Origin of the sequence: Raoultella sp. (assembly GCF_039594335.1) — a bacterium.
In the GTDB taxonomy this organism is placed as follows: Bacteria; Pseudomonadota; Gammaproteobacteria; order Enterobacterales; family Enterobacteriaceae; genus Klebsiella.
The window spans coordinates 1-26,731 of record NZ_JBCNNS010000016.1; the positions used below are offsets into that span (position 1 = coordinate 1).

23 protein-coding genes, 3 tRNA genes, 1 pseudogene and 1 riboswitch are annotated in these 26,731 nt (G+C 58.5%); of the genes and pseudogenes, 19 read left to right on the forward strand and 8 right to left on the reverse strand.

The genetic code is table 11. The features are described from left to right. Positions 1-774, forward strand: a 774-nt coding sequence (locus tag ACZAHD_RS04255; RefSeq protein ID WP_462455673.1) for an ATP-binding domain-containing protein, incomplete at its 5' end; no start/stop codon positions are given. A 162-nt stretch (positions 775-936) separates the two neighbouring features. On the opposite strand, the gene argA is transcribed toward ACZAHD_RS04255, so the two are convergent. Beyond that, complete coding sequence (gene argA, locus ACZAHD_RS04260) at positions 937-2,268, reverse strand: amino-acid N-acetyltransferase (protein WP_462455674.1); 1,332 nt, start codon at positions 2,266-2,268, stop codon at positions 937-939. Positions 2,269-2,495: 227 nt separating this feature from the next. Between argA and amiC the strand changes: the two genes are divergently transcribed. From amiC to cobS, 6 genes are all read left to right on the forward strand, one after another. Then, entirely contained in the window at positions 2,496-3,749 is a 1,254-nt protein-coding gene (amiC, locus tag ACZAHD_RS04265) for an N-acetylmuramoyl-L-alanine amidase AmiC (protein ID WP_462455675.1), read from the forward strand. A gap of 14 nt (positions 3,750-3,763) precedes the next feature. Continuing rightward, positions 3,764-4,849 carry a threonine-phosphate decarboxylase CobD gene (gene cobD, locus ACZAHD_RS04270; RefSeq protein WP_462455676.1) on the forward strand — a complete coding sequence of 362 codons (1,086 nt, stop codon included), beginning with the start codon at positions 3,764-3,766 and terminating at the stop codon, positions 4,847-4,849. Between the two features lie 35 nt (positions 4,850-4,884). Then, positions 4,885-5,044, forward strand: a riboswitch (cobalamin riboswitch). Positions 5,045-5,201: 157 nt separating this feature from the next. Continuing rightward, complete coding sequence (gene cbiB, locus ACZAHD_RS04275; protein WP_462455677.1) at positions 5,202-6,161, forward strand: adenosylcobinamide-phosphate synthase CbiB; 960 nt, start codon at positions 5,202-5,204, stop codon at positions 6,159-6,161. A 96-nt stretch (positions 6,162-6,257) separates the two neighbouring features. Further along, positions 6,258-7,781: a cobyric acid synthase gene (locus ACZAHD_RS04280; protein ID WP_462455678.1), complete on the forward strand. Its 1,524-nt coding sequence runs from the start codon at positions 6,258-6,260 to the stop codon at positions 7,779-7,781. Continuing rightward, positions 7,775-8,320: a bifunctional adenosylcobinamide kinase/adenosylcobinamide-phosphate guanylyltransferase gene (cobU, locus tag ACZAHD_RS04285; RefSeq protein WP_462455679.1), complete on the forward strand. Its 546-nt coding sequence runs from the start codon at positions 7,775-7,777 to the stop codon at positions 8,318-8,320. Before ACZAHD_RS04280 ends, cobU begins: the two co-directional genes overlap by 7 nt. Next, on the forward strand, positions 8,317-9,060 hold the full coding sequence (gene cobS / locus ACZAHD_RS04290; RefSeq protein WP_462455680.1) for an adenosylcobinamide-GDP ribazoletransferase: 744 nt from the start codon (positions 8,317-8,319) through the stop codon (positions 9,058-9,060). Before cobU ends, cobS begins: the two co-directional genes overlap by 4 nt. A gap of 237 nt (positions 9,061-9,297) precedes the next feature. On the opposite strand, the gene ACZAHD_RS04295 is transcribed toward cobS, so the two are convergent. The 3 genes from ACZAHD_RS04295 to ACZAHD_RS04305 all read right to left on the reverse strand — a co-directional run bounded on the left by ACZAHD_RS04295 (position 9,298) and on the right by ACZAHD_RS04305 (position 9,623). Further along, a tRNA-Met gene (locus tag ACZAHD_RS04295) sits at positions 9,298-9,374 on the reverse strand. A 45-nt stretch (positions 9,375-9,419) separates the two neighbouring features. Then, positions 9,420-9,496 (reverse strand) — tRNA-Met (locus tag ACZAHD_RS04300). A gap of 50 nt (positions 9,497-9,546) precedes the next feature. Beyond that, positions 9,547-9,623 (reverse strand) — tRNA-Met (locus tag ACZAHD_RS04305). 215 nt (positions 9,624-9,838) lie between these two features. On the opposite strand from ACZAHD_RS04305, the gene mltA reads away from it, so the two are divergent. Both mltA and tcdA read left to right on the forward strand, forming a co-directional pair. Next, a complete protein-coding gene (mltA, locus tag ACZAHD_RS04310; protein ID WP_462455681.1) occupies positions 9,839-10,936 on the forward strand; it encodes a murein transglycosylase A in 1,098 nt (365 codons plus the stop codon). 133 nt (positions 10,937-11,069) lie between these two features. Continuing rightward, entirely contained in the window at positions 11,070-11,888 is an 819-nt protein-coding gene (gene tcdA / locus ACZAHD_RS04315) for a tRNA cyclic N6-threonylcarbamoyladenosine(37) synthase TcdA (protein ID WP_462455682.1), read from the forward strand. Positions 11,889-12,009: 121 nt separating this feature from the next. Here the strand turns inward: tcdA and csdE are convergent, their stop codons facing one another. Continuing rightward, positions 12,010-12,441 carry a cysteine desulfurase sulfur acceptor subunit CsdE gene (csdE, locus tag ACZAHD_RS04320; protein ID WP_462455683.1) on the reverse strand — a complete coding sequence of 144 codons (432 nt, stop codon included), beginning with the start codon at positions 12,439-12,441 and terminating at the stop codon, positions 12,010-12,012. Further along, positions 12,441-13,646, reverse strand: coding sequence for a cysteine desulfurase CsdA (gene csdA / locus ACZAHD_RS04325; RefSeq protein ID WP_462455684.1), 1,206 nt, complete (start codon positions 13,644-13,646; stop codon positions 12,441-12,443). Before csdA ends, csdE begins: the two co-directional genes overlap by 1 nt. A gap of 442 nt (positions 13,647-14,088) precedes the next feature. On the opposite strand from csdA, the gene gcvA reads away from it, so the two are divergent. The 4 genes and pseudogenes from gcvA to ACZAHD_RS04345 all read left to right on the forward strand — a co-directional run. After that, on the forward strand, positions 14,089-15,006 hold the full coding sequence (gene gcvA, locus ACZAHD_RS04330; RefSeq protein WP_462455685.1) for a glycine cleavage system transcriptional regulator GcvA: 918 nt from the start codon (positions 14,089-14,091) through the stop codon (positions 15,004-15,006). Positions 15,007-15,024: 18 nt separating this feature from the next. Continuing rightward, the gene (locus ACZAHD_RS04335; protein ID WP_462455686.1) at positions 15,025-15,420 is read left to right on the forward strand and encodes a DUF423 domain-containing protein; all 396 of its coding nucleotides are present in this window, start codon (positions 15,025-15,027) and stop codon (positions 15,418-15,420) included. Beyond that, on the forward strand, positions 15,413-16,513 hold the full coding sequence (gene rlmM / locus ACZAHD_RS04340) for a 23S rRNA (cytidine(2498)-2'-O)-methyltransferase RlmM (protein ID WP_462455687.1): 1,101 nt from the start codon (positions 15,413-15,415) through the stop codon (positions 16,511-16,513). The genes ACZAHD_RS04335 and rlmM overlap by 8 nt, the downstream gene beginning before the upstream one ends. 236 nt (positions 16,514-16,749) lie before the next feature. Continuing rightward, positions 16,750-16,881: pseudogene (locus ACZAHD_RS04345) on the forward strand (lactaldehyde reductase); the annotation flags it as partial. A 13-nt stretch (positions 16,882-16,894) separates the two neighbouring features. Here the strand turns inward: ACZAHD_RS04345 and xni are convergent. Continuing rightward, positions 16,895-17,656: a flap endonuclease Xni gene (xni, locus tag ACZAHD_RS04350; protein ID WP_462455688.1), complete on the reverse strand. Its 762-nt coding sequence runs from the start codon at positions 17,654-17,656 to the stop codon at positions 16,895-16,897. A 120-nt stretch (positions 17,657-17,776) separates the two neighbouring features. After that, positions 17,777-19,720 carry an aliphatic sulfonate ABC transporter substrate-binding protein gene (locus ACZAHD_RS04355; protein WP_462455689.1) on the reverse strand — a complete coding sequence of 648 codons (1,944 nt, stop codon included), beginning with the start codon at positions 19,718-19,720 and terminating at the stop codon, positions 17,777-17,779. Between the two features lie 271 nt (positions 19,721-19,991). Here ACZAHD_RS04355 and ssuD point away from each other — a divergent pair, with 271 nt between their 5' ends. The 6 genes from ssuD to ACZAHD_RS04385 all read left to right on the forward strand — a co-directional run bounded on the left by ssuD (position 19,992) and on the right by ACZAHD_RS04385 (position 26,673). Beyond that, on the forward strand, positions 19,992-21,164 hold the full coding sequence (gene ssuD / locus ACZAHD_RS04360; RefSeq protein WP_462455690.1) for an FMNH2-dependent alkanesulfonate monooxygenase: 1,173 nt from the start codon (positions 19,992-19,994) through the stop codon (positions 21,162-21,164). A gap of 46 nt (positions 21,165-21,210) precedes the next feature. Beyond that, positions 21,211-22,608, forward strand: a complete 1,398-nt coding sequence (locus ACZAHD_RS04365; RefSeq protein WP_462455691.1) for an FAD/NAD(P)-binding protein — start codon at positions 21,211-21,213, stop codon at positions 22,606-22,608. Between the two features lie 72 nt (positions 22,609-22,680). After that, positions 22,681-24,087 (forward strand): LLM class flavin-dependent oxidoreductase, encoded by a 1,407-nt coding sequence (locus ACZAHD_RS04370; RefSeq protein WP_462455692.1) that lies wholly within the window; start codon positions 22,681-22,683, stop codon positions 24,085-24,087. After that, positions 24,084-25,103 (forward strand): methionine ABC transporter ATP-binding protein, encoded by a 1,020-nt coding sequence (locus ACZAHD_RS04375; protein ID WP_462455693.1) that lies wholly within the window; start codon positions 24,084-24,086, stop codon positions 25,101-25,103. Before ACZAHD_RS04370 ends, ACZAHD_RS04375 begins: the two co-directional genes overlap by 4 nt. Next, complete coding sequence (locus ACZAHD_RS04380; RefSeq protein WP_462455694.1) at positions 25,100-25,798, forward strand: methionine ABC transporter permease; 699 nt, start codon at positions 25,100-25,102, stop codon at positions 25,796-25,798. The genes ACZAHD_RS04375 and ACZAHD_RS04380 overlap by 4 nt, the downstream gene beginning before the upstream one ends. Then, entirely contained in the window at positions 25,795-26,673 is an 879-nt protein-coding gene (locus tag ACZAHD_RS04385; RefSeq protein WP_462455695.1) for a MetQ/NlpA family ABC transporter substrate-binding protein, read from the forward strand. The genes ACZAHD_RS04380 and ACZAHD_RS04385 overlap by 4 nt, the downstream gene beginning before the upstream one ends. Positions 26,674-26,731: the final 58 nt, after the last annotated feature.

Genomic DNA, 26,731 nt, shown 5'->3' on the forward strand with positions numbered 1-26,731 from the left:
CTGTGCCTGCTACAGAAAAGCTATCGTTTCGGTAGTCATTCCGGCATCGGTAGCCTGGCCCGCGCCGTGAACAACGGCGATCGCCACGGCGTCAGAGCGACGTTACGCCAGGCCTTCGAGGATATTGTGCTGCACCCGCTGAGTACGACTGAAGAATATGAAACCATGTTAATGCAGTCGCAGACGGGATATGGTCGCTATTTACAACTGTTGCGCGAGCGGGCCGAGCCGGAGGCGCTGATTGCCGCCTTTGGCGAATTCCAGTTGCTGTGTGCCCTGCGTGACGGCCCTTACGGCGTCAGCGGGGTGAATGAACAGCTGGAGCAGATGCTTAACCGGCGGCGGGCGATAACGCTGCCGAGGCATTCACGCTGGTATGAAGGGCGTCCGGTGATGATTTCGCGCAACGACAGCGCGCTGGGGCTGTTTAATGGCGATATCGGTATTGCGCTGGAGCGAGGAGAGGGGCTGCGCGTCTGGTTCCCGATGCCGGATGGCAGCATTAAGTCGGTGCAGCCAAGTCGTTTGCCGGAGCACGACACAGCGTGGGCGATGACGGTGCATAAATCTCAGGGGTCGGAGTTTGACCATGCGGCGTTGATTCTGCCCGCCAAAATCGTCCCGCTGGTCACCCGCGAGCTGGTCTATACCGCGATCACGCGGGCAAAACAGCGGCTTTCGATTTATGCCGATGAGCAGGTGCTAACTCAGTCCATCGTCGCCCGTACCGAGCGGCGCAGCGGGCTGGCGGACATCTTTGCCAGCCGCGTGTAACCTCAACCTTCCGCCGCAAGCCGGGGAATGCCGGCTCAATCGTCAGCGTTTCTCCAGGTTGGCGCTGCGCTTAGCTGGCTACATGGGAGATGTACTGGCCACGGGATTTGGGCGAGAGGTAGCCCGGATAAGGCGTTTACGCCGCTATCCGGGGCGGTGACATCAGCCGAGGTCGGCCATCAAGACTTTGGAACGGCGCTGGTAGTTGTACATCTCTTTCTTACTTTCCGGCAGCAGATCGATATCGACCGGCGTAAAGCCGCGCTCCTGGAACCAGTGAATACTGCGGGTGGTAAGGACAAACAATTTACGCAATCCCATCTGCTTCGCCTGAGTGGCAATGCGGTTCAGCAGCACTTCACCGCGTGATGAACTGCGGTAGTCCGGATGCACCGCGACGCAGGCCATTTCGCCGATTTTCTCTTCCGGGAACGGATAGAGTGCGGCGCAGGCAATTGTGGTGTTATCACGCTGAATGATCGTGAATTTATCGATTTCCATCTCCAGCTGTTCGCGGGAGCGGCGCACCAAAATGCCCTGTTGCTCCAGCGGGCTAATCAGCTCAAGAATACCGCCAATATCGTTAATGGTGGCGCGGCGAATCTGCTCGGCGCTTTCCATGACGATCTGGGTGCCGATACCGTCGCGCGAGAACAGCTCCTGCAGCAGCGCCCCGTCTTCCTGATAGCTGATCAGGTGGCAACGACGCACGCCGCTGCGACAAGCCTTCACGGCTCCGCGCAGAAAACGCACCGTACCGGAGTTGTAATCCTCTTCCGCCTCCAGCTCTTCCACGCGTGCCTGAGCTTCGTTGGGGAACAGTTCGGAAACAATCACCCCATCCTGGTTGTAAACCCCCTGCGAAGAGCAGAAACCGATCATTTTTTCCGCTTTCAGCTTAACGGCCAACTGGGTGGCAATCTCTTCTGAGGTCAGATTGAAGCTTTCGCCAGTGACGGAAACGGCAACCGGACCCATCAGCACGATAGCGCCATTATCCAGCTGGCGATGAATCGCGTCTTCATCAATACGACGGATGCGCCCGCTATGGCAATAATCCACGCCATCGTCGACGCCCAGCGGCTGAGCGATTATAAAGTTGCCGCTGACCACGTTGATATGGGCGCCCTGCAGCGGGGTGTTATTCAGGCTCATTGACAGACGCGCGGTAATTTCCAGCTGCAGCATGCCCGCAGCCTGCTTTACCAGCTCGAGGGTTTTGGCATCGGTGACGCGGGTCTGTTTATGGTAGACCGGCTCGTGGTGATGCTCTGCCAGATTGGTGTCAATCTGTGGGCGTGCGCCATAGACCACCACCAGACGGATGCCCAGGCTATGTAAAAGGCCAATGTCATTGACAATACTGGAGAAATTCTCATGCTCGATTGCTTCGCCGCCGAGCATGATGACAAACGTTTTTCCCCGATGAGCGTTAATATAGGGGACAGAATGGCGGAATCCTTCTACCAGTTCGGTGCGACGCTCCTTCACCATGACTCAACCCTCAATGCATGATTATTCGTAATTAGTGTATTTTTATTCTGTTTTGTGGCTAAACGCAAGTCTAAATTTGCGACGAAACTGATAAAAATCTGTGATCAAATGCGTGCTGCCTAAGATTGTTTACCCTTTTATTGATGACAGGTTATGCAGCTTTCGTTAAAGTTTCCGGTCAATCTGTCTGTTTTGAGTACGAATACGTTTTATTGCTTGGGAGTGGCATGCCGGGATACAAGTCAGGATTAAGCCGTCGTCGTTTTTTACAAGGGGCGGGCGCAATGTGGTTAATGAGCGTCAGCCCGCTGGGTTTCGCGGCCGCCGCGCAGGTCGTCGCCGTGCGCGTCTGGCCGTCGTCAACTTATACGCGCGTTACGGTAGAATCCAGTCATGTGCTGAAATATCGGCAGTTTGCGTTGAGCAATCCGGAACGGCTGGTGGTGGATCTCGAAGGCGTCAATCTTAATTCCGTGCTAAAAGGCATGGGGGCGAGTATTCGCGATGATGACCCTTATATTAAGTCCGCGCGCGTCGGCCAGTTTGATCCGCAAACCGTGCGCATGGTCTTTGAACTCAAGCAGAACATCAAACCGCAGCTCTTTGCTCTGGCGCCGGTAGCCGGCTTTAAAGAACGTCTGGTGATGGATCTCTATCCTTCGACCGCCACGGATGTTCAGGATCCGCTGCTGGCGTTACTGGAAGATTACAACAAGGGCGATCTCGAACGTCAGGTTCCTCCGGCAGAAAGCGGGCCGAAGCCGGGTAAAGCCGGGCGCGACCGGCCTATCGTGATCATGCTCGATCCGGGCCACGGCGGTGAAGACTCCGGCGCGATCGGCAAATACCATACCCGTGAGAAAGATGTGGTGCTGCAGATTGCTCGCCGGCTACGGGCGCTGATCGAAAAAGAGGGCAACATGCGGGCCTATATGACCCGCAATGAGGATGTCTTCATTCCGCTGAAGGTTCGCGTGGCCAAGGCGCAAAAGCAGCGCGCCGATCTGTTCGTGTCGATTCACGCCGATGCCTTTACCAGCCGACAGCCGCGAGGTTCATCGGTCTTTGCCCTGTCGACCAAAGGCGCCACCAGTACCGCCGCGAAATTCCTCGCGCAGACCCAGAACGCTTCTGACCTGATCGGGGGCGTCAGCAAGAGCGGCGATCGCTATGTCGACCATACGATGTTCGATATGGTGCAGTCGCTGACCATCGCCGATAGCCTGAAGTTTGGTAAAGCGGTGCTGCAAAAAATGGGCAGAATCAATAATCTGCATAAAAATCAGGTGGAGCAGGCGGGCTTTGCGGTGCTGAAAGCGCCGGATATTCCGTCGATCCTGGTGGAAACGGCGTTTATCAGTAACGTCGAAGAAGAACGGAAGCTGAAAACGGCGACCTTCCAGCAGCAGGTGGCGGAGTCGATTCTGGCAGGAATTAAAGCCTACTTCGCCGATGGCGCCACGCTGGCAAGGCGCGGATAACGCGGGAGCGGGAAATGGCGTTACTGAAAAGCGCGCACGGCGGTAATACCCGGGAAGCCGCTGCGCTGCTGGGCATCGCGGCGGAACAGCTGCGGGATTTCAGTGCCAATATTAATCCTCTTGGCATGCCGGAAAGCGTCAGACGCGCGCTGATCGAGAATCTTGCCCAGGCGGAGCGCTACCCTGACGTTGAATACCAGCAGCTGCACCTTGCACTGGCGGAACATCACCGTATTCCCGCACCGTGGATCTTGGCAGGCAATGGCGAAACCGAATCCATTTTTACGCTCGTTCACGGGCTGAAGCCGCGCACGGCGATGGTGGTGAAACCCGGTTTTGCGGAATATCGCCGTGCGCTGCAGACAGTAGATTGCACTATCCTCGAGTTCGCGCTGCGGGAAGAAGATGGCTGGCAGCTAACCGACGCGATTCTCGAGGCGCTGACGCCAGAGCTGGACTGTTTATTCCTCTGTACGCCCAATAATCCGACCGGCCTGTTACCGGAACGCCCGCTGCTTGACGCGATTGCCACCCGCTGTCGGGACGCCGGCATCACACTCATTCTGGACGAAGCGTTTATCGATTTTATTCCCGACCAGCCGGGATTTATCCCCTTTCTGCAGCACAATCCGCATATCTGGGTGCTCCGTTCGCTCACCAAATTTTACGCTATTCCCGGCCTGCGTCTGGGCTATCTGGTTAACAGCGATGAACGGGTGGTGGCCCGACTGCGCGAGAAACAAATGCCGTGGTCGATCAATGCGTTTGCCGCTCTGGCGGGGGAAAGGGCGCTCAAGGATGACGCCTATCAGCAGGCCACCTGGCGATGGCTGGCGCAGGAGGGAAGCCGCTTTTATCAGGCCCTCCGCCAGCTTCCCGGCCTGACTGTATATCCAGGGCGGGCGAATTATCTTTTTTTACGTTGCCATTTCCCGGGGCTCGATCTGCAGCAGGCGTTGCTGCAGCAGCATATCCTGATCCGCAACTGCGCTAACTATCCGGGACTTGAAAACGGCTATTACCGCGTGGCAATTCGCAGCCCCGAGGAGAATCAACTGCTGCTTACGGCGCTCAGCACCATCCTCGCCGCTGCCGTCTGACTGCAAGCGACCGGCTCCTCCGTATGGCATAATAGGCCGCAGGATAACCAACAGGCCCAGGGAGGGGGTGAGCACGCCTTCGCAGCCCCGCAGCTGTGATGCTGACAACCCCGTCAATACCACCGGCCATGAATTCGGGAAGGGCGGGTGAGGAAGATGCTAAGCCACAAAACCTGCCTGTCGGTCATTACCAACAACTTCGGTGGGAAGTGGGTTGCTCAGATGCGTGCCGTCGTACGACGGCGTCAGACGCACCTTGCCACCCCGACCACCCTGAACAGGAACAGGGTATGGCGGTACGACTCCATTCATCTATTTGTGCTCGTAGGCGGGCGGCAACGAGGCCCGGGCGATGACGTTACTTGCCTGGTGCGTGGCCTGGATTCTCGATGTCATCATCGGCGACCCGCCGCGCTGGCCGCATCCGGTGCGCTGGATAGGCACTCTCATCACCTTGACTCAACGTATTGTGCGCCGGTATTGCCACAGCGATCGCGCGTTGCGCGTCGGCGGCGCTCTGATGTGGCTGACGGTGGTTGGCCTGAGCTGGCTCCTGTCCTGGAGTCTACTGACACTGGCGACAAGTCTCCATCCCTGGCTGGGTTGGGGTGTTGAAGTGTGGATGATCTTTACGGTTCTGGCCGGACGCTGCCTTACGGATTCCGCCCGGGAAGTTGAACGCCCGCTACGCGCGGGCGATGTGGCGCTAAGCCGGGAAAAGCTCTCCTGGATTGTCGGGCGCGAAACCGCACGGCTGCAGCCTGAACAGATAAATCGCGCGGTGGTGGAGACGGTTGCAGAAAACACCGTCGATGGCATTATTGCGCCGCTGTTCTTCCTGTTGCTGGGCGGCGCGCCGCTGGCGATGGCCTATAAAGCGGTTAACACTCTTGACTCCATGGTGGGGTATAAACATGAAAAATATCGCGCCATTGGTATGGTCAGCGCCCGCCTTGACGATGCGGCGAACTGTATTCCCGCGCGTTTGAGCTGGCTGCTGTTTAGCCTTGCGGCGTTGTTATGTCGCTACGACGGCGCGGGCGCCCTGCGTATTGGCTGGCGCGATCGCTATCAACACAGCAGCCCCAACTGCGCGTGGTCGGAAGCCAGCGTCGCCGGCGCGTTAGGGATCCGACTCGGCGGCCCGAATGACTATTTTGGCCAGCGGGTGGACAAACCCTGGATTGGCGACGCCGTACGCGATATTTCGGTCGAGGATATTCCCCGCGCCCTTCGCCTGATGTGGGTCGCCTCGACGCTGGCGCTGGTGATATTTATGGTCGCGCGGTATCTCTGGACAGGGATGGCCTGAGGGCGCAATCAGGATCGCCTTCCGGCGCCTGGCAGTGGCAGCACACAACAAGCAGGATGGGAAAACAATGCGAGAAAACGCGTGCGAGGAGGGCTCATGACGCAGGCAATCATGTTGCAGGGGACGGCGTCCGATGTCGGTAAAAGCGTGCTGGTAGCCGGTTTATGCCGCATTTTTTATCAGGATGGCTGGCGTACGGCGCCGTTTAAATCGCAGAATATGGCGCTGAATTCGGGGATCACGGCGGACGGTAAAGAGATGGGGCGGGCGCAGATCTTTCAGGCCGAAGCCGCCGGTATCGAACCCGATGTGCGGATGAATCCTGTCTTGCTGAAACCCACCAGCGACCTTAAAGCCCAGGTGGTGCTGATGGGCAAAGTGGCGACCGATATGGATGCGGTGAGCTACCACGAGTATAAACCGCGCCTGCGCGAACAGATTCTCACAGTCTATCGTAGCCTGGCACAGGAGTACGACGTGCTGGTGCTGGAAGGGGCCGGTAGTCCGGCGGAGATCAACCTGCGCGATCGCGATATCGTCAATATGGGGATGGCAGAGATGGCGCAGTGCCCGGTGATCCTTGTTGCCGATATCGACAGAGGGGGCGTCTTCGCCGCGATCTACGGGACGTTGGCGCTGCTTGAGGAGCAGGAGCGCGCGCGGGTGAAAGGGGTCATTATCAATAAATTCCGCGGCGACATCGCGCTGCTCTCTTCCGGAATTGAACAGATCGAAGCCTTAACCGACGTCCCCGTGCTGGGAGTACTGCCGTGGCTGGAGGTCGACCTTGAGGATGAAGATAGTGTAGCGCTGCAGAAAGGGAAGTATCTGCGTACCGCGCAGCGTGAGATCGACATCGCGGTTGTCCAGCTTCCCCATACCTCAAACTTCACCGATTTCAACGCGCTGGCGGCGCAGCCGGATGTCCGCGTGCGCTACGTGCGACACCCGCAGGAACTGGGGCAGTCCGATTTGGTTATCCTGCCCGGCAGTAAAAATACGTTGGGCGATCTGCTGTGGCTGCGCGACAGCGGGATGGCGGCGGGCGTCTTGCAGGCGCATCAGCAGGGGATCCCGGTGCTGGGGATCTGCGGCGGCTATCAAATGCTGGGAGAGACGATTGTTGATGAGGTGGAATCCGGCCTGGGGACGCAGCCCGGACTCGGTCTGCTCACTACCGTGACGCAGTTTGCCCGACATAAAACCACCACTCGGGTCGAAGCGACAATGGCGAGTGCGCTGCCGGACTGGCTGGCGGGAGCGTCTGCCCTGCGGGTGCGGGGTTACGAAATTCATATGGGGGAAACGACCCTTAACGGGCGCTGTCGTCCGGTTATGCAACTGGAGAAACATGGCGATCAGGTGGCGGACGGAGCAATGACGGATGACGGACTCGTATTCGGGACTTACCTGCACGGCCTGTTCGACAGCGATGATTTCACCCGCGCGCTGGTCAACGGCCTGCGTCGGCGCAAAGGGCTGGAAGCGCTGGATCGTACGCTTCACTATGCGCAATACAAAGCGCAGCAGTTTGATATCCTGGCGGCTGCCATGCGCCAGCATATTGATATTGAAAAGATTTACCACATCATGCAGCAGCATCAGGAGCCATCATGCTGATTCTGGTTACCGGCGGTGCCCGTAGCGGGAAAAGTCGCCACGCGGAGGCGCTGATCGCCGATTCAGCGCAGGTTTTGTATCTTGCCACCTCGCAGATCGTTGATGACGAAATGGCGCAGCGGATCCAGCATCATTGCGATGGCCGCCCGGCGCACTGGCGTACCGTCGAACGCTGGCATCATCTCGATGAGGTCATTACGCCGTATAACGACCCGCACGAAGCCGTGCTGCTGGAGTGTATGACGACCATGGTGACCAACATGCTGTTTGCTCAGGGGGGAGAGTGTTCCCCGGACGACTGGGATTATGCGGCAATGGAGCGGGTGATTGACGAGGAGATTCACTCGCTGATCGCGGCGTGCCAGCGCTGCCCGGCAAAAGTGGTGCTGGTCACCAATGAGGTGGGGATGGGGATTGTCCCGGAAAACCGCCTTGCACGGCATTTTCGTGATATTGCCGGGCGGGTTAACCAGCGCCTGGCTGCGGCAGCGGATGAGGTCTGGCTGGTGGTATCAGGTATTGGAGTCAAAATTAAATGATCAAATTATTCTGGGCCACGCTCTCTTTTCTCAGCCGATTACCGGTGCCGGATCGCTGGTCACGGGGGCTTGAGATCGATCGGTATGTTCGGGGGATCGTCACATTTCCGCTGGTCGGGGCGCTGTTAGGAGGGTTAAGTGGCCTGGTGTTTTTTGCCGTTCAATCCTGGTGTGGTCTGCCGCTTGCGGCCCTGTTTTGCATTTTAGCGCTGGCGTTGCTGACCGGTGGGTTTCACCTCGATGGCCTCGCCGATACCTGCGACGGTGTCTTTTCCGCCCGTCGTCGGGAACGGATGCTGGAGATTATGCGTGACAGTCGGCTGGGAACCCACGGTGGGCTGGCGCTCATTTTTGTTTTGCTGGCAAAAGTGCTGGTTGTCAGTGAACTGGCACTGCGTGGAACGCCAGTGCTGGCCGCGCTGGCGGCCGCCTGTGCCGCCGGGCGTGGCGTCTCCGTGCTGCTGATGTATCGCCATCGCTACGCCCGCGAAGAAGGGCTGGGTAACGTCTTTATCGGCAAGGTCAGCGGGCGGCAAACTTGCGTGACGCTGGGCTTAGCGGCCATTCTTACCGCCATGCTGTTGCCCGGCATGCATGGCGTGGTGGCGTTGGGGATCACCATGGCGGCTATTTTTATCCTCGGACAACTGCTGAAACGTACGCTGGGCGGGCAAACCGGTGACACGCTGGGGGCGGCGATTGAGCTGGGCGAACTGGTTTTCCTGCTGGCCCTGCTGTGAGTCTGATTTCACGATAAGTTACGCCGGGGCTATTCGTCTTCGCGCGCCATGTCCGCTTCGTCAGAGCGGCGATGGCGCGTCTGGCATCATCGGCAAGAAAAGACGAGCATTGACGCAGACAGGTAGAAAGCGCGTCTGATTGACGCCGGGGGATTCTGTCTGTGAGAGGTTGGGGCATTGCGCTGCCGTGACCGGGACGCAGAAACAAAAAAACACCCGTCAGGGTGTTCATTGTGTTGGTTGCGGGGGCCGGATTTGAACCGACGACCTTCGGGTTATGAGCCCGACGAGCTACCAGGCTGCTCCACCCCGCGTCCGTTTTACTCTTCATTGAGTAAATTGTGCATCAGATTTTAAATTGGTTGCGGGGGCCGGATTTGAACCGACGACCTTCGGGTTATGAGCCCGACGAGCTACCAGGCTGCTCCACCCCGCGTCCGTCTTTACTCTTCCATCGAGTAAAGCTTACTGCTATCTGATTTTAATTGGTTGCGGGGGCCGGATTTGAACCGACGACCTTCGGGTTATGAGCCCGACGAGCTACCAGGCTGCTCCACCCCGCGTCCGTGGAAGCGCACTATACTCCGCTCGCGTTTTGATGCAACCCTTTTTCAGTAAAATCATCAAATTTGTAATAAATGGTGTATAAAGAACCACTTTCGGCTTATTTTTTGAGCAGAGTTGTATTTGTGGTGCTTTCGCGCATTTCAATAGCCCTGGGGGTTTGTTATCTTCCCTCATCACGAACCGCGGCTAAGCAGCATAAAGAAGAGATACCATGAAAGGATGTTGGGCAAAGTATATAGCGACAGGAGCAATGCTGGCGATGCTCGCCGCCTGTTCCTCAAAACCGACCGATCGCGGCCAGCAGTATAATGAAGGGAAGCTGACCCAGCCGTTCTCTTTGGTTAACCAGCCTGATGCGGTCGGTTCGCCAATTAACGCCGGGGACTTCTCTGAGCAGGTCCGTCAGATCCGCAGCGCGTCACCGCGCCTTTATAATAGCCAGAGCAACATCTATAACGCGCTGCAGGAGTGGCTGCGCGCCGGTGGCGATACCCGCACCCTGAGCCAGTTCGGCATTGATGCCTGGCAGATGCAGGGCGCCGATAGCTACGGTAACGTTCAGTTTACCGGTTACTACACCCCGGTGGTGCAGGCGCGCCATACTCGTCAGGGTGAATTCCAGTACCCGATTTATCGCATGCCGCCGAAGCGCGGTAAGCTGCCGTCCCGCGCCAGCATTTACGCCGGCGCCCTGAGCGACAACTATATTCTGGCCTACAGCAATTCGCTGATGGACAACTTTATCATGGACGTGCAGGGCAGCGGCTATATTGATTTTGGTGACGGCTCGCCGCTGAACTTCTTTAGCTATGCCGGGAAAAATGGCTGGTCATATCGCAGCATTGGTAAAGTCCTGATCGATCGCGGTGAAGTGAAGAAAGAAGATATGTCGATGCAGGCGATCCGTGAATGGGGCGAGAAGCACAGTGAAGCCGAAGTTCGCGAACTGCTTGAACAGAACCCGTCGTTCGTCTTCTTTAAACCGCAGTCTTTTGCCCCGGTAAAAGGGGCCAGCGCGGTGCCACTGATTGGCCGCGCCTCGGTGGCTTCCGACCGCAGCATTATTCCGCCGGGAACGACCTTGCTGGCGGAAGTGCCTCTGCTGGATAATAGCGGTAAGTTTAACGGCAAGTACGAGCTGCGTCTGATGGTCGCGCTGGATGTTGGCGGGGCGATTAAAGGCCAGCACTTCGATATCTACCAGGGTATCGGAGCAGATGCCGGCCACCGGGCCGGTTGGTACAACCACTATGGTCGCGTCTGGGTGCTGAAAAATGCCCCGGGTGCTGGCAATGTCTTTGGCGGTTAACGCGCTACCGTCTGATATTTTGTCGCCCGGATCGGCGCAACGCGCCGCCTCCGGAGTTGCCTGGCGGTTGCATTAATTTTTTATTCGCACGACGGGGCTTGCGCTGGCAGGCCCTGATGCATTCTGAGGTCTTATGTCTGTTGTAATCAGCGATGCCTGGCGTCAACGCTTTGGCGGCACGGCGCGTTTATATGGTGAAAAAGCGCTGCAATGTTTTGCCGACGCGCATGTTTGCGTGGTCGGCATCGGCGGCGTGGGCTCCTGGGCGGCGGAAGCGCTGGCAAGAACCGGGATTGGCGCGATTACCTTGATTGATATGGATGATGTCTGCGTCACTAACACCAACCGACAGGTTCATGCCCTGGGCGGGAACGTCGGGCTGGCGAAAGCCGAGGTGATGGCCGAGCGTATTCGCCTGATTAACCCCGAGTGTCAGGTGACGGTCGTGGACGATTTTGTCACGCCGGAAAACGTTGCTGAGTATCTTGGTGTTGGCTTCAGTTATGTGATTGATGCGATTGACAGCGTACGTCCCAAAGCGGCGTTAATCGCGTATTGTCGCCGGTATAAGGTGCCGCTGGTCACCACCGGTGGCGCGGGCGGGCAAATCGACCCGACGCAGATTCAGGTAGCCGATCTGGCGAAAACCATCCAGGACCCGCTGGCGGCAAAGCTGCGCGAGCGGTTGAAAAGTCAGTTCGGGGTGGTGAAGAACAGCAAAGGTAAGCTGGGAGTGGATTGCGTCTTCTCGACCGAAGCGCTGGTCTATCCGCAGGCTGACGGCAGCGTATGCGCCATGAAGAGCACCGCTGATGGCCCGAAACGGATGGATTGCGCCTCCGGATTTGGCGCAGCGACGATGGTCACCGCGACCTTCGGTTTTGCCGCTGTGTCCCATGCGTTGAAGAAAATGCTGGCGAAGGCGGAGCGTGAAGCGGTCTCAGCCGGGTAATTCCCCCGGGCGGCGGGATAAATCCTTTGCCCGGGCTACGGTACGGTGCTGACGGTAGCCCCGGTCAGCGTAGCGCCGCCGGGGAGCTGTTCCTGTGCCACCGGTGAGGTTAAAAGAGACATTAAACCTCGCGGGCGGCGGCGAGAACCGCTTCGCGCAGTGCACTCAGCCCCTGACTGCGCGAGGCACTCAGCTGACCGCGCAGCCCCAGCTCATCAAACAGCGTCAGCGGCTCCTGAGCCAGCAGCTCGACGGCGCTTTTTCCTTCAACGGCAGTCAATAGCACCGCCAGCATACCGCGCACAATCCGGCCTTCGCTATCGCCGAAGAAGTGCAGCTTCCCCTCAGCATCAACGGTATAGCCCAGCCAGACGCGGTTTTCACATCCGGCAATCTCCTTCGCCTGTTCTTTCAGGTCATCCGGCAGCGCAGGCAGCCGCTTACCCAACAAAATCAGCTGACGGTATTTGTCTTCCCACTGGCTGAGAGGGATAAACGTCTGGCGTAAGGTCTCTTCGGTGATGCTGGTAGCAAAAGGGTGAGAAGTCGTCATTAATCCACCAGTATTTCCAGAGCGCGGTCAACGGCATGAACCAGCGCGTAAACATCATCCTGCGTATTATAGGGCGCAAACGAGGCGCGTAAGGTACCGCTGACGCCCAGTGCCGCTAGCAGCGGTTGGGCGCAGTGCTGTCCGGCACGCAGCGCAATACCCGACTCCGCCAGCAGGGTCACCATATCACTGTGGTGTACTCCGGCGAAGTCAAACGCCAGCAGGCTGGCCTCCTGGCAGCGGAAGGAACGAAAGCCTGGCCGCTTCGCCAGCTCATCTTCCGCCAGCGTCGCCAGGCTGCGGCTCCAGCTTTCAGCCTGGACGATATCGGTCTCTTCCAGCCACTCCAGCGCCGCACTCAGGCCAATTACGCCGGCAATATTTGGCGTCCCGGCCTCCAGGCGATAGGGAACCGGCTGAGTGGCAAATCCGGCGAAGGTGACCTCGGTAATCATTTTGCCGCCGCCGAGCCAGGGCGACATGGCATCCAGCAGCGCGGTTTTGCCGTACAGCGCGCCAATTCCCGTTGGTCCGTACAGCTTATGGCCAGAAAACGCATAAAAATCGATATCCAGCCGCTGAACGTCGGCGGGAAAATGAACCGCGCCCTGGGCGCCGTCAACCATCACCACCATACCGGCGTCATGCGCATGGCGGATTGCCGTCGCCAGGTCCGGGCCGCCGCCGGTTACGTTGGACATCTGGCCGATGGCCAGCAGCCGACTGCGCGGTGTAATAAGAGAAGGCAGGAGGGCGACGTCGGGCAGGCGATCGGCACCGATGGGGAGCTTCACGATCCGGGCACCGGTTTGCTCTGCGACCATCAGCCAGGGAACCAGATTGGCATGATGCTCCGCTTCGCTGACGATGATTTCATCGCCGGGCCGCAGGCGCGGGCGAAGGTAGCTCTGCGCCACCATATTGATAGCTTCAGTGGTGCCGCGTGTCCAGACGATATCTTTAGCGGACGGGGCGTTCAGTAGCGCCGCCACACGCTCACGGGCATTTTCATAGCGTTCAGTCAGGCGCTGTGCGGCGGCAAACTGACTACGGTGAACGTTGCCCGCGCTGAGGCGGTAAAACTGGTCGCTGGCATCGATCGTGGCGAGCGGCTTCAGCGCCGTCGCTGCGCTATCAAGGTAAACGCCGGCATCGGCCAGCGCAGGAAACTGGGCGCGAAAGTGAGCAGGGTTGAATGCGTTCATGGAGTTCCTCGTTGCAATACGTCGATCGTCGCGCAATTTAGTCATCAGGGCAAGGCTGGCGAAAGGAAGAGAGGAGGAGATTCCGGCAGTGCGGCAGCAGACAGGCAAAAAAAAGCACCGCTTGTTGCGGTGCTACATTAAATCACTATGGACAGACAGGGTAAATGTACAGGAAGTGAAAAGGGTAGCTTAACTACCATGGTCTGCAAACACAGACCAATTGCAAACACAACAACACAACATCACAACCGTAAGCCAAAAGCTTGTTGGAACACGCATTCCAAAAAAAGCTCTTCGTTCCGGCTCAGGAAGTGCCGCCACTATAGGTATTTGCTGGTAGAACCTCAACGGACAAATTATAATGGCTCAGATAAAAAAAACTAATAGGTTAACTGTTGTTTCCTGTTTGTTAAAATGCCTTAACATCTAAGCCAGAATAACCATGTCAAAGCGATTACCACCCCTGAATGCATTACGTGTTTTTGATGCAGCCGCACGTCATCTAAGCTTCACTCGCGCAGCAGATGAGCTTTTTGTGACGCAGGCCGCAGTAAGTCATCAAATCAAGTCACTAGAAGATTTTCTAGGGCTGAAGCTGTTTCGCCGCCGCAATCGATCGTTGCTGCTGACGGAAGAAGGCCAGAGCTATTTTCAGGATATTAAAGAGATTTTTTCGCAACTGACCGAGGCTACGCGTAAACTGCAGGCCCGAAGCGCGAAAGGGGCCTTAACGGTGAGTTTACTGCCCAGTTTTGCGATCCAGTGGCTGGTGCCGCGACTCTCAAGCTTTAACTCAGCTTATCCGGGGATTGATGTCAGAATCCAGGCCGTGGACCGTCAGGAAGACAAACTGGCGGATGACGTCGACGTGGCGATTTTTTACGGTCGCGGCAACTGGCCGGGTCTGCGTGTCGAGAAATTGTACGCCGAATATCTGCTGCCCGTCTGCTCGCCGGCGCTGCTGACCGGTGGCAAGGCGTTGAAAACACCTGCGGATCTGGCGCAACATACACTGTTGCACGACGCTTCCCGCCGAGACTGGCAAACTTATACCCGTCAGCTTGGTCTAAGCCACATTAATGTGCAGCAGGGGCCTATTTTCAGCCACAGCGCGATGGTGCTGCAGGCGGCTATTCACGGGCAAGGGGTCGCGCTGGCCAATAATGTGATGTCCCAGTCCGAAATCGAGGCCGGCCGGTTGGTCTGCCCGTTTAATGATGTTCTGGTCAGTAAGAATGCGTTTTATCTCGTTTGTCATGACAGTCAGGCTGAACTGGGTAAAATAGCCGCTTTCCGACAATGGATACTGGCAAAAGCGGCGAGCGAACAAGAAAAATTTCGTTTTCGTTACGAACAATAAATGATTGTAGGGTAAAACATGACCAGCCGATTTATGCTGATATTCGCCGCGATAAGCGGTTTTATCTTTGTTGCTCTGGGCGCCTTTGGTGCGCACGTATTAAGCCGGACGTTAGGCGCAGCGGAAATGGCCTGGATTCATACCGGGCTTGAGTACCAGGCCTTCCACACCCTGGCCATTTTTGGTCTGGCGGTGGCGATGCAGCGCCGTATCAGTATCTGGTTCTACTGGAGCAGCGTCTTTATGGCGCTCGGTACCGTTTTGTTCAGCGGCAGTCTCTATTGCCTGGCGCTGTCGCATTTACGCCTGTGGGTGTTCGTGACGCCGGTAGGAGGCGTGAGCTTCCTCGCCGGTTGGGTTTTAATGTTAATTGGTGCAATTCGTCTGAAACGTAAGGGCGTTGTTCATGAATAAGGTTGTCCTCTATTGTCGCCCCGGGTTTGAGAAGGAGTGCGCAGCAGAAATTACTGATAAGGCCTCCCGCCTTGAGGTGTTTGGTTTTGCCCGAGTGAAAGAAGACTCTGGGTATGTCATTTTTGAATGCTATCAGATGGAAGATGGTGACAAACTGGTGCGTGAACTGCCGTTCAGCTCACTGGTTTTCGCCCGTCAGATGTTTGTGGCCGGCGAACTGTTGCGTGACCTGCCGCCGGAAGATCGCATCACGCCGATTGTCGGGATGCTACAGGGCGTGGTCGAGAAGGGTGGCGATCTGCGGGTGGAAGTGGCCGATACCAATGAAAGCAAAGAGCTGATGAAGTTCTGCCGTAAATTGACGGTTCCGCTGCGCGCTGCGCTGCGTGAAGCGGGCGTGCTCACCAACTATGAAACGCCGAAGCGCCCGGTGGTGCATGTGTTCTTTATTGCCCCCGGCTGCTGCTATACCGGTTACTCGTACACCACCAACAACTCGCCGTTCTATATGGGTATCCCGCGTCTGAAGTTCCCGTCTGATGCGCCGAGCCGTTCTACGCTGAAGCTGGAGGAGGCGTTTCACGTCTTTATCCCGCAAGATGAGTGGGACGAGCGTCTGGGCAACGGGATGTATGCGGTGGATCTGGGGGCTTGCCCCGGCGGCTGGACCTATCAACTGGTGAAACGCAACATGTGGGTCTCTTCCGTGGATAACGGTCCGATGGCGCAGAGTCTGATGGATACCGGGCAGGTGACCTGGCTGCGTGAAGATGGTTTCAAGTATCGCCCAACGCGCAACAACATCTCGTGGATGGTGTGCGATATGGTGGAGAAACCGGCAAAAGTGGCGGCGCTGATGGCACAGTGGCTGGTGAACGGCTGGTGCCGGGAAACCATCTTTAACCTTAAGCTGCCGATGAAAAAGCGCTATGAAGAGCTGTCGCGTAACCTCGCCTATATTCAGGAACAGCTGGATGAATACGGGGTTAATGCCCAGATCCAGGCGCGTCAGCTGTATCACGATCGTGAAGAGGTGACCGTTCACGTCCGTCGCCTGTGGGCGGCCGTTGGCGGCCGTCGCGACGAACGCTAAAAGGTGTCGCTTCCCGGATAACCGCATCGTTATCCGGGCTCTCTTCTGTGTCTTTCCTCGCCGGTTATTCTGCCGCTATCTGCGGGGGCGAAAGAGCGTGTGTCGCATCATCCCGATGGCCAGTACTGGCCTTCCCCGAATGATTAAACTCACTTTGTCGATCGGCTGTAACGATTGCAGCGTGCATTTGCTCATCTGCTGGCAAATCGGCGGGGTGTTCTGGAAGGGCTATCGCCGACCCACATGATATTCCTCCGGTGGCCTTTATCGATGCCGACATGATCGACGGCATGCCGCCGGCGTTAAATAGCGCGACCGGCGTGGATGCCTTGGCCCATATGATTGCAGGCTTCATCACGCGGATGGCCGCGCCCTGTTTGTTTACGCTTGAGGAGTCAGCCGCAGCTGCTGTAAATTGCCGTCGAGCTGTAAATCGGTCTGCAGGCGGGCTATCTCGCGGCAGGTAAAGGCCATCTCTTTATGCTCTTCCAGTTTTTTGCGCCATTTTTCAGGCACCTTCGCCAGCTGAGCATAGATGCCTTCCAGATCCTGATACTCCGTTAATAACTGCGCTGCGCTCTTCGGTCCGATTCCTGCGACTCCCGGGATTTTTGAGCTGCTGATCCCCGCCAGCCCCCAGTAATCAGGCAGTTGCTCTGGCGTAACGCCGAATTCTTTGGCGATAAAAGGGGCATCCAGCCAGCGTTTCTGAAAGTAGTCGCGGATCAGAATCGTCGGCGACAGCAGCTGGCAATAGCCTTTATCGGTAGAGACGATCGTCGCCTGATGCCCGGCATGGGTGACTTTGATCGCCAGCGTGGCGGCGAGATCGTCCGCTTCGCTGCCCGCTAAGGCCCAGCAGCGGATCCCGCGCTGCTCAAAGGCCGCGCGCAGGGCGGGCATTTCGGCTTCGAGGGTTTCTGGCATCGGCGCTCGTCCGGCTTTGTATTCCGGCAGGCGCTGATGTCGCCAGCCGTGTGTGCGATTTTCGTCATCAAAAACCGCTACGGCATGGGTTGGTTGGCTATGAACGATGAGCTGATCCAGTGCGTGCAGGCAGGTGTCAATGCAGGGGGAGCCCTGGACCGCATGGATGCGGCGGATCAGATTGAGTGCGTCGACAATTAACAGATGAACGGCCACAGATACCTCCTGGAGAGCCTGTCGCAACAGGCCCTTATTCACAGAACCTTAAGGGTATCATTGCCGTGGCGGAGAGGCTATCGGCACGGGGGGATTCGGGAAGATGCGCCGCAAAGAGGCTTAATCGGCGTGCAGCAGCAGGCCCGGTTCGCTGTTGGTGGCTTCGCCGTACCAGACCGCTTCACGGACCGAAACCGGCTTGCCGATCAGGCCCAGCGCATAAAAACGGTCGGCAATTGTTTGCTGCGCGCGGATCACTTTGAGATCCATCATCCGCGGGCGATGGCTGCGGCGGGACAGCGCCATCGACAGCGACGCGACGTTAATCCCCAGCTCCGCTGCCAGCAGTCCGGCGGCTTCATCCCGTCGACGATCGATAAACTGCCCGGTTTGCGTCAGCTCATGCATCAGACGCTGCATGATATCACCGTGACGCGTCACGTAGTCGCGGCGCGACAGGTAGAACTGATGGTTTTGCACCCGACCTTCGCCGTTGGCCACCACCCGTAACTCCCCGGTGTGTTCGGCATCGCTTAACAGCGGATCCCACATCATCCAGGCATCCACCGCCAGATAGTCGCTGGCGGTCAGCGGGTATTTGGGGGGGGTGTAGACAATCCTGACGTCATTCAAGCTCAGCCCCGCCTCCTCCAGAATCTGCAACAGCAGCCAGTGCACGTTTGACCCTTTGTTCAGCGCAATACGCGTGCCGCGCAAGTCGGCAATCGTGTGGATCGCGCTATGCTGCGGGACAACCATCGCGACGCTTTGCGGCGCGGGCGGTTCCCACGCCACGTACACCAGCTCGCTGTTGCTGGACTGGGCAAAGACCGGCGGCGCTTCGCCGGTCGTGCCAAAATCGATTTCGTCACAGGCGAGAGCGTGCAGCAACTGTGGTCCGGCGGGGAATTCGCTCCACAGCACGCTGACGCCGAGATCGGCGAAGGCGCTTTCCAGGCTCTGTCGGGCTTTTAAAATGCCCAGGTTGCCAAAACGCTGATAGCCAATACGTAGCTCGCGGTCGGCGGAAACGGTGCGGGGCAGCGGGCGCAGCGTGGTTTCTAACCGCCGGCGGCTTTTAATCAGTCCAATGTTGGCTAACTGCGTGCGTAAGGTATGGCGACTGATGCCCAGCAGCGCCGCCGCCTGGCTCTGGTTGTCATCGCAGTGGGCCATTGCTCCGCGGATCAGCGCCCCGGTGATGCGTTCCCACAGCGCCTCGCCGGGCTGGTTAAGCTGCTGAGAGATAAAACTATCCAACTCGTTGTCCGTGGCGGTCGCCGGCGTGTCGTGCAACGTACTCAGCCGCAGCTGCGCGGGCGTGATCTCCTCCTCTTTGCTGAGTAACACTGCGTTATGTAATGTATTTTCCAGTTCTCGGATATTGCCGGGCCACGGATAGTCCATCAGCCTCGCCAGCGTTTCTGGTGCCAGGCGGAGGGTCGGGCGACCCAGTCGGCGGGCATACAGCGTTAAAAAATGATTGGCCAGCTGAGGAATATCCTGGCGGCGCTGGCGCAGCGGCGGCAGCGGCACGATGGCGATATTCAAACGGTAGTAGAGGTCTTCGCGGAAGCGGCGTTCGCGGATAGCCTGGGCTAAATCGACATGAGTGGCGGCGATGACCCGCACGTTCACTTTGATGGCCTTGCGCGAACCGACGCGGGTAATCTCCCGCTCCTGCAGCACGCGCAGTAGCTTGACCTGCAGCGGCAGACTCAATTCGCCGATCTCGTCGAGCAACAGGGTCCCGCCCTCGGCGGCCTCAAACCAGCCGGGGTGGCTCTGCACGGCGCCGGTAAAGGCGCCTTTTTCATGACCGAAGAGTTCCGCTTCCGCCAGGCTTTCTGTCAGCGCGCCGCAGTTAACGGCAAGAAACGGCTGATGGCGACGTGTGCTGTGATGATGAAGATAGCGGGCGACCACCTCTTTACCGGTGCCGGTTTCGCCGACGATCAGCACGGTGGCTTCCGTTGGCGCCAGTTTGTCCAGCAGACTCTGAAACGCTTTCGACGCCGGGTCGATGAGCACGGGCGTATCGGACAGGGATTCAGGATTGAGCATGGCGGACCTCCGTTAAATGACGCTTTGAACTTATCCTCTACTGGCGACGGACACCAGAGGGAGACGCGGTCGGTTTGCTGCAAAACCGACAGCGACCACGCAGGTGCTGGTGCATTTGCAACAGCTGAGATGCCGAGCTTGTTTTTTAATATATTGATTTTATTTTATTTATTTTTGTCCCGTGATTGGCACGATAATCGCTAACACACATATAACCAAATTAAAACATCCATTCGATAAATATCGAATATGGTTATATAGGAAATAGATAATGACGCAGAAAGCGAGCGATAAGATCAATGTGTTCTGGTTTTTGCCCACCCATGGCGATGGCCGTTATCTGGGCACCACCGAAGGCGGCCGCCCGGTGGATTTACCTTATCTCCAACAGGTCGCGCTGGCCGCTGATAGCCTCGGCTACTACGGCGTCCTGATTCCGACCGGAAAAAGCTGCGAGGACTCCTGGCTGGTGGCGTCGGCGCTGGCGCCGTTGACCCGTCGCCTGCGCTATCTGGTGGCGGTGCGCCCCGGGCTACAGCCGCCAACGCTGGCGGCACGGATGGCGGCTACGCTCGATCGTCTGTCGGAGGGGCGGTTACTGATCAACGTGGTGACCGGCGGCGATCCGGTCGAGAACAAAGGCGACGGGATCTTCCTCAACCACAGTGAACGCTACCAGGTGACCCGTGAATTCCTCGACATCTACGCCCGTTTACTGAAAGGCGAAAAGGTGGACTATCATGGCAAGCATATTCATGTCGAAGGGGCGGAGGTGCTGTTTCCGCCGGTGCAGGAAGATGGTCCGCCGCTCTATTTTGGCGGCTCGTCAGACGACGCCATCGACGTCGCCGCTGAACACATCGACAGCTATTTAACCTGGGGCGAGCCGCCGGAAAAAGTGGCGGAAAAGCTGGCTATCGTCCGTGAACGCGCCGCCGCCCGCGGACGCACTTTGCAATACGGTATTCGCCTGCATGTGATTGTCCGTGAAACGGAAGAGGAGGCCTGGGCCGCCGCCGACCGGCTGATTGCTCATCTGGATGATGACACCATTGCCCAGGCACAGAAGATTTTTGCACGCATGGATTCCGCAGGCCAGGCGCGGATGAGCGCCCTGCACAACGGCTCTCGCGATAATCTGCGTATTGCGCCGAATCTGTGGGCTGGCGTCGGTCTGGTGCGTGGCGGAGCGGGGACGGCGCTGGTGGGCAATCCTCAGCAGGTAGCGGAGCGCATCCGTGAATATCAGGCGCTAGGGATCACTAACTTTATTTTCTCCGGCTACCCGCATCTGGAAGAGGCGCACCGCTTTGCCGAGCTGGTGATGCCGCTGCTGCCGCTGGACAGCAACGCGCAGTCAAAGGCGCGCGGTGTCAATACCGGGCCGTTCGGTGAAACCATCGGCGGCGATAAGCGCCCGGTGAAACAGGTCAGCTCCAGCTGAGCGGAGGTCGCTATGTTTCGCTTCTTCTTTCATAAGGCGGTGACCTATGCGGGCTGAACCTCACATCGTTATCGTCGGCGGCGGTTTTAGTGGCGCGGCGGTGGCCATTCATCTGCTTGGCCTGATGCCGCAAGGGTTACGGGTGACGCTGCTGGAGCCGCGTGCTGTTCCCGGCGCGGGAGTGGCCTATTCCACCGCGGAACCTAGCCACCGAATCAACGTGCCTGCCTCGCGGATGCAGTTGGCTGGTGAGGAGGAGGGCGCTTTCGACCGCTGGTACCGCAGTCAACCTGCTTTTGCTGACGACCCGCAGGCGTGGCGTGAAGACGGCGCGCTCTATCCCCAGCGCGGCCAGTTCGGGCGCTACGTCAGCCAGCGTTTTGCCGAGGCGGTACAGGCGAGCGCCGGGCGGCTGGTTCACCTGCGCGAACAGGCGCTGACCTTTGACGAAACCGGTATCACCACCGATACCGGTCGTCGGCTGCAAAACGATCTGCTGATCCTGGCAATTAGCCATCCGCCGCCGGCGCTGCCGCGGCTGGCGGCGCCTTTTCACGACCATCCGGCGTTGATTGCCAACCCGTGGCGTGCGGACAGCCTCGCCACGATCGCCCCGGATGCGCGGGTGGCGGTGATGGGAACCGGGTTGACGATGGCGGACTGCATCGCCACGCTATCCCGACTCGGCCACCGCGGGCCGATTACCGCCTTTTCGCGCCGCGGTCTGCTGTCCCGGGGTAATACCGGCAGCGCTGCAACGTCCTGGCCGGGTGAATACGCTCAGGGGTCGCTCCGTCAACGGCTGCGGCAGGTGCGCGCCGATGTTGCCCGTGCGGCAGAGCAGGGGCTACCCTGGCAGATAGTGCTCGACGCGGTGCGTCAGCAGGGACAACTCATCTGGCAGACCCTGACGTTTGCCGATCGCCAGCGTTTCCTGCGTCATCTGCGGCGCTACTGGGATGTGCATCGTTATCGTATTGCGCCACAGGTCGCCGAGGTGCTCGAACAACGTCAGCGCGAGGGGAGCCTGAAGGTGCTGGCCGCACGACTGACGGCGCTGGAGAGTGAGGCCCGTTCTCTGGCGCTTACCCTGACCTCGCGCGAAGGCAAACCTGTTGCCCTGACTGTCGATCGCCTGATTCTGACGACCGGCCCGGCCCACGGTGGGCTGATCGACAGCCAGCCGCTGCTGCGCGAGTTGGCCGATCGTGGCCTGATCCGCGCCGATAAGCTGGGCCTTGGGCTGGACGTTGATGCTCACTCCCGTGCGATTGGCCGGGAGGGGCGAGCGGTGCCCAATCTGCTGATCTCTGGCCCGGCGGCGCGCGGCTATTTTGGCGAACTGATGGGTCTACCGCAGGTGGCCGACCATGCCGCCGCCGTCGCCGCTGAGGCCTTACAGGCGCTGGGGATTGGGCAATCCGCCCGATGTCCCACAATCTAACCGCCCCATTCCCCTTATTCCTTGATGTGTTAAGCGTGCATTCCGTTGACGGAATGCACCGTGGAGAGCGCTATGTCATCACAACGTGAAATTCGCCTGAATGCTTTTGATATGAACTGCGTCGGACACCAGTCGCCGGGGCTGTGGACCCACCCGCGCGATCGTTCCTGGCAGTATAAGGACCTTGATTACTGGGTTGATCTGGCGCGTCTGCTGGAACGCGGTAAGTTCGATGGCCTGTTTATTGCTGACGTGCTGGGTATTTATGACGTACTGAACGGCAACGGCGATGCGGCGATTCGCCAGGCGGCGCAGGTGCCGGTGAACGATCCGCTGGCGTTGATTACCCCGATGGCGCTGGTGACGGAGCATCTTGGCTTTGGCCTGACCGCGTCGCTGTCGTTTGAGCACCCGTATCCGTTTGCCCGCCGTCTTTCGACGCTCGATCATTTAACCAAAGGCCGGGTGGGCTGGAACATCGTCACCTCGTATCTGGAAAGCGGGGCGCGCAACATTGGTCATCAGGCCCAGACCGATCACGATGCGCGCTATGACTACGCCGATGAGTATCTCGACGTGGTTTATAAGCTGCTGGAAGGGAGCTGGGAAGATGGCGCGGTGCTGCGCGATCGCGAGCGGGGGATCTTCAGCGATCCGCAAAAAATTCATCCGATCAACCACCAGGGCAACTTCTTCACCGTGCCGGGGATCCACCTCTGCGAACCGTCGCCGCAGCGCACGCCAGTGCTTTATCAGGCCGGTGCCTCCAGCCGGGGTAAACAGTTTGCCGCCGGCCACGCCGAGTGCGTTTTTGTCGCCGCACCGTCGAAAGTGCTGCTTAAAAAGACCGTGGCGGATATTCGCCGCCGCGCCGCCGAAGCCGGACGCGACCCGCGCAGTATCCTGATTTTCAACCTGCAAACGGTCATCGTAGGCGAAACCGACCATGAGGCGCAGGCCAAATGGCAGGAGTATAAATCTTACGTCAGCTATGAAGGGGCGCTGGCGCTGATTTCCGGTTGGACCGGGATTGACTTCGGCCAGTATCAGCCGGAACAGGTGCTGAAATACCTGCATACCAACGCGATTCAGTCGGCGGTTGAAGCCTTTTCCACTGCCGATCCCGATCGTCAGTGGACGGTACAGGCGCTGGCCGACTGGGTCGGCATTGGCGGCTTCGGCCCGCTGATTGTCGGCAGTGCGCAAACCGTTGCCGATGAGCTGCAATCGTGGATTGAGGAGACCGATGTCGACGGTTTCAACCTGGCGTATGCCGTTACCCATGAAACCTTCCGCGATGTGGTGGAGCTGCTCATTCCCGAATTGCAAAAACGGGGCGTCTTTAAGCAGGAGTATCGCGAAGGCACTCTACGCGAAAAACTGTTTGGCGCCGGGCCGCGACTGGTGGCGCCGCATCCGGGGGCCGGATACCGGCGTGGCACCCGCATCGACGTCGGGACAGAGGAGAAGGTGACATGATTGAAATAGACAACCTGCATAAAAGCTACCGTACGGCAGACGGGCGGGTCAGCGAGGTGCTGAAAGGGCTGTCGCTGCAGGTACCGCCCCGATCCATCACCGCGGTGGTGGGGCCGAGCGGCGCGGGAAAATCGACCCTCGCGCGCCTTATCAGCCTGTTGGAGCGTCCCGACAGCGGCAGTATTCGGGTTAACGGCAACGACCTGTCGTTACTCAGCGGCGAGGCGCTGCGTCGCGAGCGGCGCACGATCGGTACCGTCTTTCAGTCCTCCGCGCTGCTCAGTCGTAAAACGGCCTGGCAAAATATCGCTCTGCCGCTGGAATACCTCGGCGTGGTCGAGCGCGATATTAAAGCCCGCGTCGGCGAACTGCTGGAGAGCGTTGGGCTGAGTCATAAGGCGGATGCCTGGCCGGCTCAGCTTTCCGGCGGCCAGCGTCAGCGGATTGGTATTGCGCGTGCGCTGGCGCTGCGCCCGTCGGTGTTGCTGGCGGATGAGGCGACTTCCGGGCTGGATCCGCAAGCTACCGCAACGGTGCTCAATTTGCTCAAACGCCTGCGCGATGAATACCGCCTGGCGATTGTGCTGATCACCCACGAAATGGATGCGGTACGGGCGGCGGCGGACGCGGTGGCGGAAATTCGCGATGGCGCAATTGTGCAGTTCGGTCAGGTGAAAGAGCTGCTGGCGCGTCCGGATTCGCTACTGGGTCAGCAACTGCTGCCGCTCTCTCCGGTTGTGGTCACCAGCGATCTGCTGTTGCGTCTGAGCTATCGCTGGGATGTTCCGGTGGCGACCGACTGGATAAGCCAGCTGAGCCAGCAGTTCGCCCTGCAGATAGATGTGCTCGGGGGGCACGTTGAGTTGATCAACGGTCGGCTGGCGGGAAGGTTACAGGTGGGCGTGCGTTTCCAGGGAGAGCGTCTGTCGTCGTCGCGGGTGTTGGTGCTGCTGGCCCAGCTCGGCATCGCGGCGGAGGTGCTGGATGGCGTGCCCGAACTACAGGAGGCGGTATGAAACCCACGGTGATAAGCCAGGATACCCCCTGGAGTGAGATCCATACGCTACTTCTGCCCGCCTACGGTGAGACCTGGCTGATGGTGGCCATTGTCATGCTGTTTGTGGTGACGTTTGGCGGCGTGGTCGGGGTGGTGCTATTCAATGCCTCGCCGCGCGGATTATTCCCGCATGCCGCGCTGTACCGGGTGCTGAACTGGGTAGTGAATATGGGGCGCTCTCTGCCGTTTCTGGTGCTGATGGCGGCGATTATTCCCTTCACCTTCTGGCTCACCGGGACGACGATCGGCATTCCGGCCGCCGTGGTGCCGATGATCGCCGCCGGGGTGCCATTTTTTTGCCGGCTGGTGGAAAACGCCCTGCGCGAACTGCCGGCAGAAGTCACCGCCGTCGGCATCGTCTGCGGCGGCTCGCGCTGGCAGATTATCCGCAGTGCTCAACTGAGCGAAGCCCTGCCGGCGCTGGTGGCGGCAGTGACGCTAAACCTGGTCTCAATGATCGAATATTCCGCGATTGCCGGCACTATTGGCGCGGGAGGCATCGGCTATCTGGCGGTGGTTTACGGCTACCAGCGCTTCGATAACCACATCATGATCGCCACCATTATTGCGCTGATCGCCACTATTCAGCTGATTCAGTTTTTCGGTGACCGCCTGGTCAATAAACTTCGCCACACGCAGGGGATCTCTTCATGACAACAGAACAGTTTGAATTACGTAAGGTCCGCCGCTGGCCGTGGCTGGTGGCGCTGCTGGTGAGTGTGGTGCTGGCGGTTGCCTTTTGGTGGTGGCGGGGACAGGCGCAGTCGCAGCAGGTGGTGTTTGGCACCACGCTGAAAATCCATTATGAACCGGCGATGGCCGGCGAACAGCGAATTATCGAGTATATCGGCCAGCATATTGCGCCGGATTACGGCCTGAAGCTGGAGGCGGTGGGCGTGCAGGATCCGGTGCAGGCCGATCGGGCGGTGGCGCAAGGGGAATATGCGGGAACCATCTATCAGCATCAATGGTGGTTGAAGCAGGTTGTGGATGCCAATGGCTTTGCGCTTTCAACCACGGTGCCGGTATTCCAGTGGGCTTTTGGCATCTACTCCGAGCGCTATAAATCAGTCAAGGATCTGCCAAACGGTGCGACGATTGTGGTGCCGGATGACGGCGCCAACCAGGGGCAGGCGCTGTGGCTGCTGCAGCGTATTGGCCTGATTACGCTCGACCCGAAGGTGGAGCCGCGTACGGCAAAGCTGAAAAATATCGTCGGCAACCCGCATCAGTTTAATTTCAAAGAGCTGGACTTGTTAACCATGCCACGAGCGCTCAATTCGGTGGACGCGGCAATCGGCTATGTCTCGCAGTTTGATGCCGGGAAAGTGCCGCGCGATAAGGGCATCTTATTCCCGCCTGCGCCACGTACTTTTGCATCGCAACTGGTTATCGGGACACCTTATCTGTCGCAGGAGAATATCGTCAAATTGCAGAAGGCGTTTTCCGACCCGCGCATTCAGAGCTGGTTGAAAACCACCGAAGACCCTCTGGTTAAGGATGTGCTGGTGCCGGTTTCCGCGGAATAATTTTGCCGATCGATGACCTTGCAGGACGGGCGAAAGCACGTCCTGATTTTGTTGTTTT

Bases quoted from the DNA above. Each gene is read 5' to 3' on its own strand.
- argA (WP_462455674.1), bottom strand. From the start codon at position 2,268: ATGGTGAAGGAGCGTCGCACCGAACTGGTAGAAGGATTCCGCCATTCT.
- amiC (WP_462455675.1), top strand. From the start codon at position 2,496: ATGCCGGGATACAAGTCAGGATTAAGCCGTCGTCGTTTTTTACAAGGG.
- cobD (WP_462455676.1), top strand. From the start codon at position 3,764: ATGGCGTTACTGAAAAGCGCGCACGGCGGTAATACCCGGGAAGCCGCT.
- cbiB (WP_462455677.1), top strand. From the start codon at position 5,202: ATGACGTTACTTGCCTGGTGCGTGGCCTGGATTCTCGATGTCATCATC.
- ACZAHD_RS04280 (WP_462455678.1), top strand. From the start codon at position 6,258: ATGACGCAGGCAATCATGTTGCAGGGGACGGCGTCCGATGTCGGTAAA.
- cobU (WP_462455679.1), top strand. From the start codon at position 7,775: ATGCTGATTCTGGTTACCGGCGGTGCCCGTAGCGGGAAAAGTCGCCAC.
- cobS (WP_462455680.1), top strand. From the start codon at position 8,317: ATGATCAAATTATTCTGGGCCACGCTCTCTTTTCTCAGCCGATTACCG.
- mltA (WP_462455681.1), top strand. From the start codon at position 9,839: ATGAAAGGATGTTGGGCAAAGTATATAGCGACAGGAGCAATGCTGGCG.
- tcdA (WP_462455682.1), top strand. From the start codon at position 11,070: ATGTCTGTTGTAATCAGCGATGCCTGGCGTCAACGCTTTGGCGGCACG.
- csdE (WP_462455683.1), bottom strand. From the start codon at position 12,441: ATGACGACTTCTCACCCTTTTGCTACCAGCATCACCGAAGAGACCTTA.
- csdA (WP_462455684.1), bottom strand. From the start codon at position 13,646: ATGAACGCATTCAACCCTGCTCACTTTCGCGCCCAGTTTCCTGCGCTG.
- gcvA (WP_462455685.1), top strand. From the start codon at position 14,089: ATGTCAAAGCGATTACCACCCCTGAATGCATTACGTGTTTTTGATGCA.
- ACZAHD_RS04335 (WP_462455686.1), top strand. From the start codon at position 15,025: ATGACCAGCCGATTTATGCTGATATTCGCCGCGATAAGCGGTTTTATC.
- rlmM (WP_462455687.1), top strand. From the start codon at position 15,413: ATGAATAAGGTTGTCCTCTATTGTCGCCCCGGGTTTGAGAAGGAGTGC.
- ACZAHD_RS04355 (WP_462455689.1), bottom strand. From the start codon at position 19,720: ATGCTCAATCCTGAATCCCTGTCCGATACGCCCGTGCTCATCGACCCG.
- ssuD (WP_462455690.1), top strand. From the start codon at position 19,992: ATGACGCAGAAAGCGAGCGATAAGATCAATGTGTTCTGGTTTTTGCCC.
- ACZAHD_RS04365 (WP_462455691.1), top strand. From the start codon at position 21,211: ATGCGGGCTGAACCTCACATCGTTATCGTCGGCGGCGGTTTTAGTGGC.
- ACZAHD_RS04370 (WP_462455692.1), top strand. From the start codon at position 22,681: ATGTCATCACAACGTGAAATTCGCCTGAATGCTTTTGATATGAACTGC.
- ACZAHD_RS04375 (WP_462455693.1), top strand. From the start codon at position 24,084: ATGATTGAAATAGACAACCTGCATAAAAGCTACCGTACGGCAGACGGG.
- ACZAHD_RS04380 (WP_462455694.1), top strand. From the start codon at position 25,100: ATGAAACCCACGGTGATAAGCCAGGATACCCCCTGGAGTGAGATCCAT.
- ACZAHD_RS04385 (WP_462455695.1), top strand. From the start codon at position 25,795: ATGACAACAGAACAGTTTGAATTACGTAAGGTCCGCCGCTGGCCGTGG.